This window comes from Pectobacterium parmentieri, from assembly GCF_001742145.1.
Lineage (GTDB): Bacteria > Pseudomonadota > Gammaproteobacteria > Enterobacterales > Enterobacteriaceae > Pectobacterium > Pectobacterium parmentieri.
Window position 1 is genome coordinate 3,467,809 of record NZ_CP015749.1, and the last position, 15,611, is coordinate 3,483,419.

The window sequence follows — 15,611 nt, forward strand, 5'->3', positions numbered from 1 at the left end:
ACAACCGCACGGACTACTTTCAGGAGCAGGTGATGAATCCACAAGAATTTCTTCGTCGTCGTCAGGGTCTGTTGGAAAAAATGGCACCGGGCAGCGCGGCGATTATTTTTGCTGCGCCGGAAGCACAGCGCAATGCCGACAGTGACTATCCTTATCGTCAAAATAGCGATTTCTGGTATTTCACAGGGTTCAATGAACCAGAAGCCGTTCTACTGCTGGTAAAAAGCGATGCCAAGCATCATCACAGCGTCATCTTCAACCGTGTGCGCGATCTGACCGCTGAAATCTGGTTCGGTCGTCGCCTTGGTCAGGAAGCCGCCCCCGCCAAACTCGGCGTTGACCGCGCCCTGCCGTTTGGCGAAATCAGCGCACAACTGCATCTGTTATTGAATGGACTGGACGTCGTGTACCACGCGCAGGGGCAGTACGATTACGCCGACAAACTGGTCTTCACCGCGCTGGATACCTTGCGCAACGGCACCCGTCAGGGGTTTGCCGCTCCCGCGACGCTGACCGACTGGCGCCCGTGGGTGCATGAAATGCGCCTGTTCAAATCGCCTGAAGAAATCAGCGTCATGCGTCGCGCCTGCGAAATTACCGCGCTGGCCCATACGCGCGCCATGCAGAAGTGTCGTCCCGGCATGTATGAATACCAGCTTGAAGGCGAAATTCACCACGAATTTACTCGTCACGGCGCGCGCTACCCGTCTTACAACACCATTGTTGGCAGCGGTGACAACGCCTGTATCCTGCATTACACCGAAAACGAAACACAAATGCGCGACGGCGATCTGGTACTGATTGACGCAGGCTGTGAATACAAAAGCTATGCTGGTGATATTACCCGCACCTTCCCCGTCAACGGTAAGTTTACCGCGCCACAGCGGGCCATTTATGACATCGTACTGCGCTCACAACTGAGGGCGCTGGAGCTGTTCGGGCCGGGTCGCAGCATCCGCGACGTCAACGAAGAGGTGGTGCGCATCATGGTTAACGGGCTCATCAAACTCGGCGTGATGAAGGGCGAAGTCGAAGAGCTGATTGCTGAACAGGCACATCGTCAGTTCTTTATGCACGGCCTCAGCCACTGGTTAGGTCTGGATGTGCACGATGTCGGCAACTACGGCACAACCGACCGAGGACGTCCGCTTGAGCCCGGAATGGTACTGACCATCGAGCCAGGTCTTTACATCGCGCCCGATGCCAAAGTGCCACAACAGTACCGGGGAATTGGCGTGCGTATCGAAGACAATATCGTGATCACCGAAAACGGTAATGAAAATCTGACGGCTGGCGTGGTCAAAGACGCCGATGCCATCGAAGCGCTGATGGCACAGCAGCATGACAAACAAGCATAAATCGCTTTTTCAACAGGACTAAAACATGGCGGTCATGATTGTCGGTGGCGGAATGGCAGGCGCGACGCTAGCGCTGGCAATATCGCGGCTCTCGCAAGGTACGATCCCGGTCGAGCTGGTTGAAGCCTATTCTCCGCTCGATAGGGAACATCCTGGCTTTGACGCACGCGCGATTGCGCTGTCCGATGGCACACGCCAGCAGTTGGCGGCGCTGGGTATCTGGCAAGCGCTGTCGGGTCATGCGACCGCGATTACCGACATTCATGTCAGCGAACGCGGACATGCTAGCGCGGTGGATTTGCACGCGTCGGACTATCATGTTCAGGCATTGGGCCATGTGGTTGAACTGCACGACGTCGGGCAACGCCTGTTTTCTCTGCTGCAACAAGCCCCCGGCGTGCGCCTGCACTGTCCTGCCAAAGTGGTTGCCGTCAAACGGACGCAAGAAAACGCGACGCTAACGCTGGACAACGGTACGGAGCTAACGGGTCAACTACTGGTTGCCGCGGATGGGTCACATTCTATGCTGTCGCAATCCTGCGGAATTCACTGGCAACAGCATGCGTATGATCAGATCGCGGTTATTGCCAACGTGACCACTACCAAACCCCATTGCGGGCGGGCATTTGAGCGATTTACCCCACACGGCCCGCTGGCACTATTGCCTATGAATAACGGTCGCTGTTCGCTCGTCTGGTGTCATGATCAACATCGTCAAGCTGAGGTCGATGGGTGGAGCGAAACCGAATTTCGCCAGCAGTTACAGCAGGCTTTTGGCTGGCGTCTGGGGCAACTCACCCACATCGGCGAACGCCACAGTTACCCGCTGCGCTTGCTAACGGCGAACCAGCACATCAGTCATCGGCTGGCGCTGGTCGGCAACGCGGCACAAACGCTGCACCCCATTGCAGGACAAGGCTTTAATCTGGGGATTCGCGATGTGATGTCGCTGGCGGAAACGATAGTCGATGCCGCGCAGAACCTGCAAGATATCGGCCAGTACAGCGTACTCAGCCGTTATCAGCAACGCCGCGAACCAGACCAACACACTACTGTAGCGATTACCGATGGTCTGGTCAGACTGTTTGCTAACCGCTATACCGCGCTGGCCGTCGGCCGCAATCTGGGCCTGATCGCTATGAATAACCTGCCGCTGATGCGCGATGCTTTTGCCCGTCGCACGCTGGGTTGGGTAAAACGTTAATTAAAGCTCGCCAACAGGAAAATACGGAAATGCAATCATTCGACGTGGTTATTGCCGGTGGCGGTATGGTCGGTTTGGCGCTGGCCTGCGGCCTACAGGGTAGTGGCCTGCGCATCGCCGTGCTGGAAAAGCAGACGGCAGTATCCCAGCCGCTCGGGAAAAACCATGCCCTGCGCGTCTCCGCCATTAATGCCGCCAGCGAGTGCCTCCTGCGCCATATCGGCGTTTGGGAAAACCTCGTGGCACAGCGCGTCAGCCCTTACAACGACATGCAGGTCTGGGACAAAGACAGCTTCGGCAAAATCAGCTTTAGCGGTGAAGAGTTCGGTTTTTCTCATCTTGGGCATATCATTGAAAACCCCGTGATTCAGCAGGTGTTGTGGCAACGGGCTTCCCAGTTAAGCGACATCACCCTGCTCTCCCCCGCATCATTAAAACAGGTCGCCTGGGGGGAGAACGAAGCCTTTATTACGTTGCAGGATGACAGCATGCTGACCGCCCGGCTAGTAGTTGGCGCGGACGGTGCCCACTCGTGGCTACGCCAGCATGCCGATATTCCGCTGACCTTTTGGGACTACGGACACCACGCGCTGGTCGCCAATATTCGTACTGAACATCCGCATCAATCCGTCGCGCGTCAGGCGTTCCACGGCGATGGCATTCTGGCATTCCTGCCGCTGGACGATCCGCGCCTTTGCTCGATTGTCTGGTCGCTTTCACCAGAGCAGGCACAGGCGATGCAAGGCTTGCCAGTAGAGGAATTCAACCGTCAGGTGGCGATGGCATTTGATATGCGATTAGGGCTATGTGAACTGGAAAGCGAGCGCCAGACGTTCCCGCTAATGGGGCGCTACGCTCGCAGCTTCGCAGCACACCGACTAGTGCTGGTCGGCGACGCGGCGCACACTATCCACCCGCTGGCAGGGCAAGGCGTCAATCTGGGCTTCATGGATGTCGCCGAACTGATTGCAGAGCTGAAACGCTTACAGGCTCAGGGCAAAGATATCGGCCAGCATCTTTATCTGCGGCGCTATGAACGTCGCCGTAAACACAGCGCCGCCGTGATGCTCGCGAGCATGCAAGGGTTCCGCGAATTGTTTAACGGTGACAATCCGGCGAAAAAGCTGCTGCGTGACGTCGGACTGGTACTCGCGGACAAACTGCCCGGCATTAAACCGACGCTGGTCCGTCAGGCAATGGGATTACACGATCTGCCAGACTGGCTCAGTGCCGGAAAATAATAAAATTGGAATGGATAATTAACCTTGCCGCTTAGGCGGCGGGTTATCAATAACGATTCATTTTTAATGAAATCAGTAATCTTAACTACTTATCTTGATATTTAATCTACTGATACCATTTTACGTAAATAATGAAATTTATCGTTTAGAAATAATTATCGCGATACACCGCCATTCCGCTATAATTTTATTATTTAAAATACATAATTAACTATTTTTAGAAACGATATCTTTCTGGCATAAATAATATTCTCATTAAACACTCAGTCTCTACTTCCTTTCAATAAAAACTTACGTTATAACGTTCCTAGAGAAGACATCAATAGGCATTATCGCCATGCAAATTAGGGTGGTTGCCGAAATTTTTAAAAATAACCCCGTAGAATTAAGCGATACCGAGGCAATACATATCTCAATCTACTCAAATAAAGATAATTTAAACTTAACAATGGTCGCTCGTCATCTTTATGAATTAATAATTTATGATTACCCTAGCACTGACACTTTTAACCTAACCGACGAACAGTTCATCCTTGCAGGTTCGCGCTACAATCGAAGTATTGAACGAAGCCAGAGCGATTTATATCAATAAATGAAGAAAAAAGTTCGAAAGAAGAAAGGGATTGGACGTCATACGGCAGATCGATGCTAAATCATCGAGAAAGAATAACAAAACTTCTTTATGATGTTACTACCCAAAAAAATGGTGGCAGTAATTAAAACCACGAGAATACTTACATGCAAAGCTATAGCAAAATCACTTACAACATTACATTTTATCTTTACTCATTTCTCTGCGCTATGATCATATTGATCACATCAATAAGAGATTACGAAGGGATGGTCGATGGGGTAGAAATAAAAAACCTCTGCGAGATACCAGAGGGAGATTCTGATGGATTCTTTTCATTTATCATTATCCCATTATCTATCCCATTCTTCCTTGTAAAAAGGAGCATAGCCAGAACAACTACCTATATTATTATTCTATTTTATTACTTATGGAGTTTTTATATTCGATTTAATTTTTGCCAATAATTAAAAAATCACTTAACCACTAGACTGGGCCCATTTAATCATAATGAGCCCGTTGAAAATGGTGACGTCAAAAAATATTTTTCTTCAGCGATGGGGAACGGAGATTTTATGTGTTAATATCAGTAAAATGAAAAACAATGATATGTATTTTTACATGGTGACTTGTGTTAAAATTCAAATACAGCGACTTCATCAAAGCAATATTCTTGCTATTTTTCTCAATTGGCGTATTTATTGTCTCCGCGATCTTGTTTTACGAAGAAAGCTACCACTACAAAAAAAATAATTATTTTACCTATTATATTCTCACCCTCGACGAGGTAAAAGACATACCTGTTATTTCTGACAATTATGAATTTTACTATTACTCACAAGATGGCACCCAGCGATTAACCAATGGTGTAGTTTTTTATAATCCCATACCTGAGCGTAAAGCCGAATTGGTAGAATACATAGAGATGCTTGGGTTTAAAAAAACCAAAAACATCCCATGGAGTTACAGAAATATAAGTGAAGCGTGGATAAAAGGACATGACGAGGTTAATCTAATACAAGATGATAAAGAAAGAACGATTGACATCTCATTTATTAAAGGATGATTTTCTTCACTAAAACCATTGCAATTCATAGATTGGATCAGGTGCTCGATAAAATGTTAAGAAAAAATAGTTGCATTTACAATATATATTTTTATATCTATTCTGCCTTATGCTTTTTTTTAATAAATGCTTTTTCTACCATCAAATATGAATGGATGATAGATGGCGATTCAATTGAAGATCTCTGTGAAGTGCCAAAGGCTGATGCCGATGGTTTCTTAAGCATTATCATCGTTCCTTTATCTATTCCTTTTCTTTTGGTTAAACGAAGTCCGCCAAGAATCATTACTTATCTTGCTATCCTGATATATCATTCATACCGTTTTTATACACGAATTAGCCTCTGTCCAATCGCTTATTAAAAGGGGTCATAACATGTTGAAAAAAAACTATACCTACAATGTCTATTTTTATGCTTATTCCTTATTGTGTATTTTTTTAATTGATGCTTTTTCCTCAACAAGATCTGGATGGATGTTTGGCAACACCTCGCTTGAAACGTTCTGTGAAACGCCAAGAAATGATGCGGATGCTTTTTTAAATTTCATCATCATTCCTTTATCCATCCCTTTTCTTCTGGTTAAACGGACTCCGCCAAAAATCATTACTTATCTTGCTATTTTGCTGTATTACTCAGGCAGTTTTTATACGCGAATTAGCATCTGTCCGTACAAATAAAATACCATAAAAATGTAGATACATTATTTCTTAATGTTCTGCCCATAACATTGTAAGTATCCCGGTAAACCGAACCATTCACTTTTAGAGATCTTCCGACATACTGATTATGTTCCATTGAGGAGATCGCTATGCGCAAAGCCCGATTTACCGAGCACCAGATCATCGCCGTGTTGAAGTCTGTTGAAGCCGGACGTACCGTCAAAGACGTTTGTCGCGAAGCGGGGATATCCGAGGCCTCGTACTACAACTGGAAAGCCAAATTTGGTGGTATGGAAGCGTCTGATATCAAAAAGATGAAAGATCTGGAGGACGAAAACCGGCGGCTGAAACAGATGTTTGCCGATCTGAGTCTGGAGTGCCGTGCACTCAAAGATGTTATTGAAAAAAAGCTTTAAAACCAGCGATAAAGCGTGAGCTCGTCAATTACCTGACCGCGCAATTTACGATGAGCATCCGCCAGGCATGCAGGACGTTATCGCTGAGCAGGACGGTGTATTTGTACCAGCCCGACACCCGGCGTGATGAGCCGGTCGTTCAGGCGCTGACCGACATGGCTGAACGCTATCCGCGATACGGCTTCAAGAAGTTGTTCCAGAAGCTACGCAGGCAGGGTCACGCATGGAATCATAAACGCGTTCATCGTATTTATTGCTTACTGAAACTAAATTTTCGTCGTAAGGGAAAGCAGCGTTTGCCTGTGCGTAATCCCGCACCACTGGTGACCCCGGAACACCAGAATCAGAGCTGGTCAGTGGATTTTATGCATGATGCACTGGTGTGTGGCAGGCGTTTTCGCACGTTCAACGTGGTGGATGATTTTAATCGTGAAGTGCTGGCGATAGAAATTGACCTGAATATCCCGGCACAACGCGTTGTTCGGGTGTTGGACAGGATAGTGGCAAGCCGAGGATATCCGCTAAAGATGCGGATGGATAACGGTCCAGAGCTGGTCTCGCTGACGCTGGCGCAATGGGCGGAAGAGCATGGTGTAGCACTGGAATTTATTAAACCGGGCAAGCCAACACAGAATGCCTTTATTGAACGTTTTAACCGGACGTACCGAACAGAAATCCTGGATTTTTACCTGTTCAGAACGCTGAACGAAGCACGGGAAATCACGGAGCGCTGGCTGACGGAATACAACAGCGAACGGCCTCATGAATCCCTGAACAACCTGACCCCGGAAGAGTACCGGCTGATGGCTGAAAAACCGGAACTCTCAAAAAGTGCGTGGAACTAAAGCTGGGATACTTACAACATCACTAACAAGAGCGATCCACCAATAAAACCGGGCTCATCTCATCATCACAAGTCCGGTTGGTTATGGTAGAACGAATCTACTGCATATTTTCCTGCGGCGATGAGATACGTATACGACTGGCGGACAGATAGCCCAATGCGGCAATGCCCCCAGAGCAACAGCGAAACGTTCTGGGCGATGAACTACAAACCGTTCAAGTTCACCGTCGCGCTGAACAAAGCGGTGCCGCTGATGTACAACGCCCTCGCCTCCGGCGAAATGCTGCCAACCGTCACCCTGAAGTGGTATCGCACCTCGGTAGAAGGCAAACAGGAGCACTTCTTCTCTACCGTGCTGACCGATGCCACCATCGTTGACGTTAACTGCCAGATGCCACACTGCCAGGACCCGGCCAAGCTGGACTACACCCAACTGATTGAAGTCTCGCTGGCCTACCGCAAAATCGACTGGGAGCACACCGTCGCCGGCACCTCCGGCTCTGACGACTGGCGCGCGCCGGTCGAAGCCTAATCGTTCTGTCTCCAACCCGGCCACCGTGCCGGGTTTTTTGCCTGAGCGGCGGTGTGGGCAGACCCAGACCTCCACTCCAGAAGGTAATTATATGGGCAACGCCGTTAAATTAAGTGATAGCGACACTGGGCACGCTAACTACCCACCAACGCCAGTTATTGCGGGCTCATCAACAATTAAGGTCGATGGTTTACCTTTGGCTCGTCAGGGTGATCCTCTGCCTCCTCACGGCCACAGTCGGAGCATTAGTAGTGGTTCATCCAGTGTGTTCATTGATAGTAAACCTGCTGCACGTTCTGGTGATGGGGTGAGTTGCGGTGGCGTGTTGATTGGCGGGGGAACGGTAACCATTGGGTGATATTTTATCGACAACAGGTGTGGTGAGTATGTGATTCCGCTGTGGCACTGCCTATCCCGGCGACAGCGTACTGGGAAAAGGATGGAGCCTGTTCTGGGAAACGACGCTGACCTGCTATCAGGACAGTCTGGTCTGGTGCGCTCCGTCAGGCGATCTGATTTCCTTTCCTTTTGTTCCCGTCGGCCAGCGAAGCTACTCTCCGGCAGAAAAGCGCGGGCTGGAGCACCATCAGGATGAAAGCTGGTCGGTTTATGGGCCGGACGGCGAAGTATGGTCTTACACCGCTTTGTCTCCACAGGGGAAAGCGGTTCTGGCACGCATTGCCAAACCGTGTGGTCATGACATTCTCTTTTTCTGGAACAATGATGACACGCTTCAGGCGCTAACGGATAGCGCCGGACGGCACCTCACCTGCCGGTATCGTGACGGGCGACTGGACAGTGTCTGGCTGGATGAATCGACCTGTCTGGTGCACTATACCTATAATGCGCACAGGCAGTTGATTACCGTCACCGGGCGGGGCGGTAGCGTGCGCCGTCGTTTTACCTGGCATGATGACGGGCGGAATTAACCTCTATCAGTATGCGCCTAACCCGTTGGGGTGGGTGGATCCGCTGGGGCTCGACTATTCTGTATGGCAAATTCATTCTCCGGGATACAACGATATTGTACAAAAAGGACTTCATTTTTATGCTCCAGGCAATGTGGAACTATCAGTTAGGCCCGATCACAAAGGAGGAATAACCTTTAAGAATGCCATACCAAACCAATCAGGAAATGATAAAGTTGAGAGAGCAATAATTGAAGCTAAGAAAAAATTCGAAACAGATGCTAGATTTAGAAACGATATAATCAGGAAGTCAGATGATGGTGTAAAATCCGTTCTGGAACACGCGAAGAGAGAATCTGGTTCATTGCGAGATCTCGCTAATGGTCGCTCTAGAGAGCTTAAAGATATATCTAGAAATGTTAAAAGATTCAATTCTAGGGTAGGATGTAAGTAATGGAAAAGAAAAAATATTGTCTAACAAATGGAAATTTACACGACATCATAAATTCTAATAAATTTGGAAGTGTGAAAATAGGCTCCTCTATATTAGATATTACATCATCTTTAGGTGAGCCTAATTCAAAGCCAGAAAAAATAAGTAGAAAATCAAAAATATATAACTATTCGTATGGGAATGTAAGTATTTTAGTTGAAGATGAGTTTGTAGTTGCAATAAACATTGATTTCCATGGAAAAAGCAACAACTTTATTAAACTAGAGGATATGGCTAATTGGAATTTAGAGGATTGGATTAAATTGGCAAAAAGCAAATCGTGGAATATAGAATTAATTAGCGACACCACCAAAATTTATGGAGATGGAATAAGTTTAGCCCTATCCAGAGAAGGTAAGATAGCTATGGTTTCAATTAGGTAACTGATAAAATTACATAGTTCAACACGGCTCTGAACGGAGCTGAGGTCGTTACGCTACGCCGGACAATATGCGGATGAAGAAACCGGTTTGCACTACAACCTGTTCCGCTACTATGATCCCACCGTCGGACGCTTCACGACGCAGGACCCGATAGGGCTGGCGGGGGGGATTAACCTTTATCAGTATGCGCCGAATCCGCTGGGGTGGGTGGATCTGTTGGGGTTAAATACAGCCCCTTCTCTGCCAGATAGAATTATCTCTTCTAATGGAAATACAAGTATTGTCCATTATTATGACGACTTATCTAGGGAGCATGCAGATCCGATTCATTATCATATTGAAGAAAATGGCAAGTCTATTGGGAATAGTAAAAGCAGATGGGACTCTACTTGATGGTAAGTTAAACAAAAAGTCATCTGAGATGTTGGGTGATAGAAAAATAATAAATAAGATGCGTAGATCTGAGAAGAAAATCGCTAATTACATTAGAAAGGTCGGGAACAGTAAGGTTGGCGGTAAACCGTTTAAACCTGGAGCTAGAGGTCCTAAAAGAAATTGTGGAGGTGTATAATGCAAACTGATTATTTAGATAAATTGGAATCTTATTACCGTGAGAGCGAAAAGATGGATCTCCTGTGGCGTAATCATGATGATTTTTTTCAGCTCCTGTTATTTTCCCTTGATATGGATTTTTCTCTATCAAAGAAAACCTCTCAACATGAATATGCAAAATATTTCATATCATACACTTCAGTATTTCTTGTAAAGAACGTCTTGGATTTAGAATTAATTGAAAAAAAAACAGGTTCTAAAATTGGAATTTTTATGAATCTTTTTTTTAATAACAATCTTGTTTCCAATGAATTAATAAAGAAAATAATTTACAAGAGTGATTTTATTGGCGGAATAGACGGCTATTCGGAATGGATTGAGTATCCATTAATGCTTGCGGCAAGAAATACTATATCTTTTTCTGAAAAAAAAGATATAGTATTAAATGATTTAATTCCAAGTTCATTTAGTATAAGCAATTATCTTAAGGAGTATCTTCTTTCATGGGCCTATGAAGAAGGGAAGCTATCTACTGATGCGGAGATTTATTTCAAAATTAATTTTGATAAAAAATATAAAATAATATCTTCTATCTTAGAAAATAAATAATACCCTATCATTAGAATCCCCTTGGAATTGTCAACTATGTTAAAGAATATATTTTAAATAATTTAGATTGCAGGAAGAAACACGTTTCCTGTGGGAAGGCTTCCGGCTGTTGCAGGCCAGACACGCTGACCGAACAGAAAGTTACCTTTATGACCCGACCCTCTGATGGTCACCGTTAGCACGTATCACACAGCAACCGGGCGCACGTGACGGCGATATTCGCTGGTTCAATACCGAGCTGAACGGAGCGCCGCTGGAGATGACGGATGCGGAAGGTGCGGTGCGCTGGAGCGGAGACTACGGCAGCTTCGGCGCCGTCAACGGGCAGACGCAGGACAGTGAGGGGCTACGCCACGGCAAGCCGGTAGAATCCCAGCCGCGACGCTATGCCGGACAATACGCAGATGAGGAAACGGGGTTACACCGCTATTACGACCCCACGGTAGGCCGCTTCACCACGCAGGACCCGATAGGGCTGGCGGGGGGAATTAACCTTTATCAGTATACGCCGAATCCGCTGGGGTGGGTGGATCCACTGGGGTTGAATAAAACCCCTACTCAATTACCGAGCAAAATCATCTACAACGAAAATAGTGTGCGCGTATGGCATAATTACGGAAATTTAGGTGCTGGTATTGGAACTCCCAAAGAACATGCTCCTATTCATTATCATGTTACCGTAGGTTCGGATAAGCATGAGTATAGGGTTTTCCCTAGCGGTAAGCCTTTAAAGGAATCCAAGCCTTTGCCCACTAAAGCTGAGGTTGTATTCAAGGAAAATAAATCTCGATTCACTAACATTGGTAAAAGAATAGGGAAATGGTTTAAAGGATGTGGAGGTAGATAATGAAACAAATTGAATTTCTCAAAGAAAAAAACATAACAATTAGCCAAATAGATGACTCAACGACATTTCAATTAAAGAAGTTATTTATTTTAGCTAATAAGATACCATCACCTATAAAGAAATCAGAGGTAAATGATTTACTTACAAAATTCATCTCCTCAGCATTGAGAGATTGCCTATATTCAGGCGCTGAGTTTGTAAAAATATCAGAAAAACTTATAGATGAATATGCTACATATATTAATCTCGACGAGGTGGTCCACACCTTAAGTTATCTTTGTCAAATACATTTCTCAATCAATGAAATGTATTACGAAAAAAAAATCTCACAAGAGATTGGAAAATATTTCTCTGAAAGGTGGTTATATTATTCGCCTAAGAAGAATACAACCATTAACGATTTGATATACAATTATTACATTTCTTACTTTATAGATATTTTTGAAAAAAAACCATCTATTAATGATATTCATGAAATCATTAATAGTCAAGGCTATCTAAATTCAGAACATGGTGAATTTCAGAAAAAAAATATAATAATATGGATAAGTGACAACTATTTTAAAAACAGAGAAGACAATGTTTGTTTTTTGAGTAAATACAAAAATGACAAAGCGATAAAAAGAAAAATAGAATCTATTTACAAAAAATAGCAAATAGAATACCGAATTTAATAATGTAGGAGTTCGATTGTCAATACACTTGTAAGTATAATTTTGTTTAAAGTCACAGGGCGAGTTTGTGGCACGCTATGGCTATGATGCGCTGGGCAGACGCCCCCCTAAGACGGTCACCTGGGGTGAAAACAGGAAGCAGGAAGAGACGCGTTTCCTGTGGGACGGTTTTCGGCTGCTGCACGCCAGATACGCTGACCGGACAGAAAGCTACGTTTATGACCAGACCGTCTGGTCGTCACCGTTAGCACGTATCACGCAGCAACCGGGCGCACGTGACGGTGATATCCGCTGGTTCAACACCGAACTGAACGGTGCGCCGCTGGAGATGACGGATGCGGAAGGCGCGGTGCGCTGGAGCGGAGACTACGGCAGCTTCGGCGCCGTCAACGGACAGGCGCAGGACCTGATAGGGCTGGCGGGGGGGATTAATCTTTATACTTATTCACCGAATACGTTGGGGTGGGAGGATCCACTGGATCTATCTAAGGAATGTGGTTTAACTAAAAGGGGGGTAAATATACTGAACCTGACTTGCCTCCCAAAGTGGTTACGAAGCAAGGGGATGTTGAAATTGTTCATTATACAAGAAGTGGGGATCATGGCCCTGCACACCTTCATGTTAAAAGTGGTGGCCCCGAAACAAAAATCGGTCAAGCAGGGAAACTAATCAAAGGCTCGCCACCATTAACGTCTAAGCAGCAAGTAGTCGTGGATGCCAACCGTTCCATAATCCGTAAAACTGTCGATAAAATACAACGATGGTTTAAATACCAAAATTTAGAGTGAATGATTAAAGTGAATATGGAAGAAATATGGGTGTTTAATGGCGCTATGGCACGTTTCCCTTCGGGAATATTCTTTTCTTTGGATAATGCTAAAGGCTGGATAAAAGAAAATCGACTAACAGGAGTATTAACAAAATATCCTGTTAATAAAGGAGTTTATGATTGGGCTATTGAAAATAATTTTTTTTGTGCAATTGAAGATAAACATAAAACGCCATCATTTATAGGTGGTTTCACCTGCGCATCTATGGAACATCTTCATTTTGAAGATGGTGTAGAAGACTGACATTATTTATTTCAATTTATGGCCGGAAGCGACTAAGCTGATCCTTCCGGCTATTTTTTATCTGCTGTTTATCGTGTGCGGCGTCAGAGATTAATCTCCGTCTCAATAATCAACCTGCCCCGCTCAACCGTCACTGTTATTGGCATTCCGGTCATAAAGCCCGGCTCTGACGGGCGTTATCTACCCGGATGGGCGCCGCTGGAGATGACGGATGCGGATGGCGCGGTGCGCTGGAGCGGAGACTACGGCAGCTTCGGCGCCGTCAACGGACAGACGCAGGACAGTGAAGGACTGCGCCACGGCAAATCCCAGTCGCTACGCTACGCCGGACAATACGCGGATGAGGAAACGGGTTTACACTACAACCTGTTCCGCTACTACGACCCCACGGTAGGCCGCTTCACGACGCAGGGCCTGATTGGGCTGGCGGGCGGGCTGAATCTTTATCAGTATGCACCGAATTCCCTGGGGTGGGTTGATCCGCTGGGTTTGACTCCAGGCGAAATCATTCGTTACATGGGAAAAGATGAGGCAATCTCTTCCGTTGCTGAACGTAATGGCCAAGGGGGGCTAGTTCCTAATAACCGTGGAGATAAGGCTGTTTGGGTCAACCATGACAGTAAACCTGGATTTAATCCAGGTAATGAGAAATATAGAACGGTAATGACCGTGGATAACAATGGTGTCGATATGCTTAATAAGCATCAAGATATTTCTACTGTAAATTATAAAGAAACGGGATTAAAAGATGGTGTGCTTTCTAAGCAGAATGAGCCCAAAGCCAGAGGTATTGGGCGAAATGTGATTGATAGATTTAATAATTCGATAAAATCCTTTAGGGTTGAGAAAAAGGGTAAGGACAGAAAATGGAAATCGTGCGGAAAGAAAATCACATGAACATTATTGATGTTTTCTTTTATAAACTTGAAAACTTTATCAATCCAAGATGTTATAGAAAAGACTTCCCCCCTTATTATTACAAAGAGGATGAAAGAGATCTTTATTTGATTTCTGTTAAAGGAGAAAATGGGAAGCTGTATTCGTTGACAAGATGGCATGATATTTTCCCAAAAAGGAAAATAGATAAAATAACACATGAAATAGGTTTTAGTGAAAAAGATTGTTACGCTATAAAAATGATACTTTCCAGATTTGGGTATTTATTTCAAATAGACAACAGACAACGAACAAACAAAGATATTCATGTTATCTTCTATGTTTTTCAGTTAATTTTTCTAAAGAAAAACAAAAAAAACGGAGAAGATATAAATTATTTTTTTAAATTTTTATGTTTTGAACTCGGCATTGATGACGAGGTATACGATAAGTTTTATGTTCATGACAATAGATTGCTTTTGAAATCAGAAAAATTAGGTAATATTGATGTTTATAACCATATTATTGAATTTTATAGCAAAATAGGAAGCAACAAAAACAGAGAGGTCATTGAAAATATAAAATCATTTCAGCTTTCCGTCATGGACTTATTGTTTTCAAAAAAAAATAAAATGAAAGAAATACCTATTAACGATATTAAAAAACATCTTGTTAATCCTGAGGCTTTTTTATTAAAATATAAAAAATCAAAAAAAATAATATTTGACTCACTAATAGATTGTTTTAATAAATACCAATCAAATGAAAATTTATTTATTTCAAACTCCATATTAATGAACTACTCTTATTACATATTAAAAAACAATAACAAGAAAATAATGTCACTTAAAAAATACGTTGGCGACGACACTATTTTCTCTTTAATATTATCATCTATAGCATTCAGGGGAATTATAGTTAATGAAGACACTTTCATTAATATGGGGCTTGCTGAACATTTGAACTTACCTGATAGGGAAGAAACTACTCTATATAATCTTATATACTCTATATGATATATTTAAAACATATAATTATATCACTATGAGTTAATGACGCTTCGGTCCGGACGCAGAACTGCGCCACGGCAAGCAGGTAGAATCCCAGTCGCTACGCTACGCCGGACAATACGCGGATGAGGAAACGGGGTTACATTACAACCTGTTCCGCTATTACGACCCACGGTAGGCCGCTTCACGACGCAGGACCCGATAGGGCTGGCGGGAGGGCTGAATCTTTATCAGTATGCGTCGAATCCGCTGGGGTGGGTGGATCCACTGGGGTTATCTCCTAAAGTATTACC

At 44.8% G+C, this 15,611-nt stretch carries 19 protein-coding genes and 4 pseudogenes; 22 read left to right on the forward strand and 1 reads right to left on the reverse strand.

Features of this window, described 5'->3' with window-relative positions:
- The first annotated feature begins 32 nt into the window (after positions 1-32).
- The 19 genes and pseudogenes from pepP to A8F97_RS15790 all read left to right on the forward strand — a co-directional run bounded on the left by pepP (position 33) and on the right by A8F97_RS15790 (position 13,432).
- On the forward strand, positions 33-1,358 hold the full coding sequence (gene pepP, locus A8F97_RS15690) for a Xaa-Pro aminopeptidase (protein WP_012822307.1): 1,326 nt from the start codon (positions 33-35) through the stop codon (positions 1,356-1,358).
- A 25-nt stretch (positions 1,359-1,383) separates the two neighbouring features.
- Positions 1,384-2,562 carry a 2-octaprenyl-6-methoxyphenyl hydroxylase gene (gene ubiH, locus A8F97_RS15695; protein WP_033070851.1) on the forward strand — a complete coding sequence of 393 codons (1,179 nt, stop codon included), beginning with the start codon at positions 1,384-1,386 and terminating at the stop codon, positions 2,560-2,562.
- A gap of 29 nt (positions 2,563-2,591) precedes the next feature.
- Positions 2,592-3,803 carry an FAD-dependent 2-octaprenylphenol hydroxylase gene (ubiI, locus tag A8F97_RS15700; RefSeq protein WP_033070850.1) on the forward strand — a complete coding sequence of 404 codons (1,212 nt, stop codon included), beginning with the start codon at positions 2,592-2,594 and terminating at the stop codon, positions 3,801-3,803.
- An 801-nt stretch (positions 3,804-4,604) separates the two neighbouring features.
- Positions 4,605-4,841, forward strand: a complete 237-nt coding sequence (locus A8F97_RS15710) for a DUF2645 family protein (protein ID WP_230856851.1) — start codon at positions 4,605-4,607, stop codon at positions 4,839-4,841.
- A 164-nt stretch (positions 4,842-5,005) separates the two neighbouring features.
- Entirely contained in the window at positions 5,006-5,440 is a 435-nt protein-coding gene (locus A8F97_RS15715) for a hypothetical protein (protein ID WP_012822303.1), read from the forward strand.
- A 53-nt stretch (positions 5,441-5,493) separates the two neighbouring features.
- Complete coding sequence (locus A8F97_RS15720) at positions 5,494-5,802, forward strand: DUF2645 family protein (RefSeq protein ID WP_025919551.1); 309 nt, start codon at positions 5,494-5,496, stop codon at positions 5,800-5,802.
- A gap of 13 nt (positions 5,803-5,815) precedes the next feature.
- Positions 5,816-6,118 (forward strand): DUF2645 family protein, encoded by a 303-nt coding sequence (locus tag A8F97_RS15725; RefSeq protein ID WP_012822301.1) that lies wholly within the window; start codon positions 5,816-5,818, stop codon positions 6,116-6,118.
- A 131-nt stretch (positions 6,119-6,249) separates the two neighbouring features.
- Positions 6,250-7,361 (forward strand): IS3 family transposase gene (locus tag A8F97_RS15735; protein WP_121313211.1). Its coding sequence is split into 2 segments (ribosomal slippage): positions 6,250-6,511 and positions 6,511-7,361, totalling 1,113 coding nucleotides; the frame shifts between segments, so codons are not numbered across the junction.
- Positions 7,362-7,517: 156 nt separating this feature from the next.
- Positions 7,518-7,892 (forward strand): type VI secretion system tube protein TssD, encoded by a 375-nt coding sequence (gene tssD / locus A8F97_RS15740; protein WP_012822300.1) that lies wholly within the window; start codon positions 7,518-7,520, stop codon positions 7,890-7,892.
- A 91-nt stretch (positions 7,893-7,983) separates the two neighbouring features.
- Complete coding sequence (locus tag A8F97_RS15745) at positions 7,984-8,250, forward strand: type VI secretion system PAAR protein (protein ID WP_069704182.1); 267 nt, start codon at positions 7,984-7,986, stop codon at positions 8,248-8,250.
- Positions 8,251-8,536: 286 nt separating this feature from the next.
- Positions 8,537-8,821, forward strand: coding sequence for a hypothetical protein (locus A8F97_RS24675; RefSeq protein WP_069704183.1), 285 nt, complete (start codon positions 8,537-8,539; stop codon positions 8,819-8,821).
- Positions 8,802-9,254 carry an RHS repeat-associated core domain-containing protein gene (locus tag A8F97_RS15755; RefSeq protein ID WP_050512601.1) on the forward strand — a complete coding sequence of 151 codons (453 nt, stop codon included), beginning with the start codon at positions 8,802-8,804 and terminating at the stop codon, positions 9,252-9,254. The genes A8F97_RS24675 and A8F97_RS15755 overlap by 20 nt, the downstream gene beginning before the upstream one ends.
- Positions 9,254-9,676, forward strand: coding sequence for a hypothetical protein (locus A8F97_RS15760; protein WP_012822298.1), 423 nt, complete (start codon positions 9,254-9,256; stop codon positions 9,674-9,676). Before A8F97_RS15755 ends, A8F97_RS15760 begins: the two co-directional genes overlap by 1 nt.
- Before the next feature lie 48 nt (positions 9,677-9,724).
- Positions 9,725-9,901 (forward strand): annotated as a pseudogene (locus A8F97_RS25180) (RHS repeat-associated core domain-containing protein); the annotation flags it as partial.
- 345 nt (positions 9,902-10,246) lie between these two features.
- Positions 10,247-10,837, forward strand: a complete 591-nt coding sequence (locus A8F97_RS15770; protein ID WP_025919543.1) for a hypothetical protein — start codon at positions 10,247-10,249, stop codon at positions 10,835-10,837.
- 73 nt (positions 10,838-10,910) lie between these two features.
- A pseudogene (locus tag A8F97_RS24980) lies at positions 10,911-11,387 on the forward strand (RHS repeat-associated core domain-containing protein); the annotation flags it as partial.
- A gap of 296 nt (positions 11,388-11,683) precedes the next feature.
- Positions 11,684-12,337, forward strand: a complete 654-nt coding sequence (locus tag A8F97_RS15780; protein ID WP_033070816.1) for a hypothetical protein — start codon at positions 11,684-11,686, stop codon at positions 12,335-12,337.
- Between the two features lie 88 nt (positions 12,338-12,425).
- On the forward strand, positions 12,426-13,028 hold the full coding sequence (locus A8F97_RS15785) for an RHS repeat domain-containing protein (protein WP_069704184.1): 603 nt from the start codon (positions 12,426-12,428) through the stop codon (positions 13,026-13,028).
- A gap of 134 nt (positions 13,029-13,162) precedes the next feature.
- A complete protein-coding gene (locus A8F97_RS15790) occupies positions 13,163-13,432 on the forward strand; it encodes a DUF7710 domain-containing protein (RefSeq protein ID WP_103808087.1) in 270 nt (89 codons plus the stop codon).
- A gap of 83 nt (positions 13,433-13,515) precedes the next feature.
- On the opposite strand, the gene A8F97_RS25185 is transcribed toward A8F97_RS15790, so the two are convergent.
- Entirely contained in the window at positions 13,516-13,587 is a 72-nt protein-coding gene (locus A8F97_RS25185) for a SymE family type I addiction module toxin (protein WP_081483335.1), read from the reverse strand.
- Between the two features lie 37 nt (positions 13,588-13,624).
- Here A8F97_RS25185 and A8F97_RS24685 point away from each other — a divergent pair.
- The 3 genes and pseudogenes from A8F97_RS24685 to A8F97_RS24690 form a co-directional block, all read left to right on the forward strand.
- Positions 13,625-14,329, forward strand: a pseudogene (locus tag A8F97_RS24685) (RHS repeat-associated core domain-containing protein); the annotation flags it as partial.
- The gene (locus A8F97_RS15800) at positions 14,326-15,324 is read left to right on the forward strand and encodes a hypothetical protein (RefSeq protein ID WP_033070815.1); all 999 of its coding nucleotides are present in this window, start codon (positions 14,326-14,328) and stop codon (positions 15,322-15,324) included. The pseudogene A8F97_RS24685 and the gene A8F97_RS15800, both read left to right, overlap by 4 nt.
- 79 nt (positions 15,325-15,403) lie before the next feature.
- Positions 15,404-15,597: pseudogene (locus tag A8F97_RS24690) on the forward strand (RHS repeat-associated core domain-containing protein); the annotation flags it as partial.
- Positions 15,598-15,611: the final 14 nt, after the last annotated feature.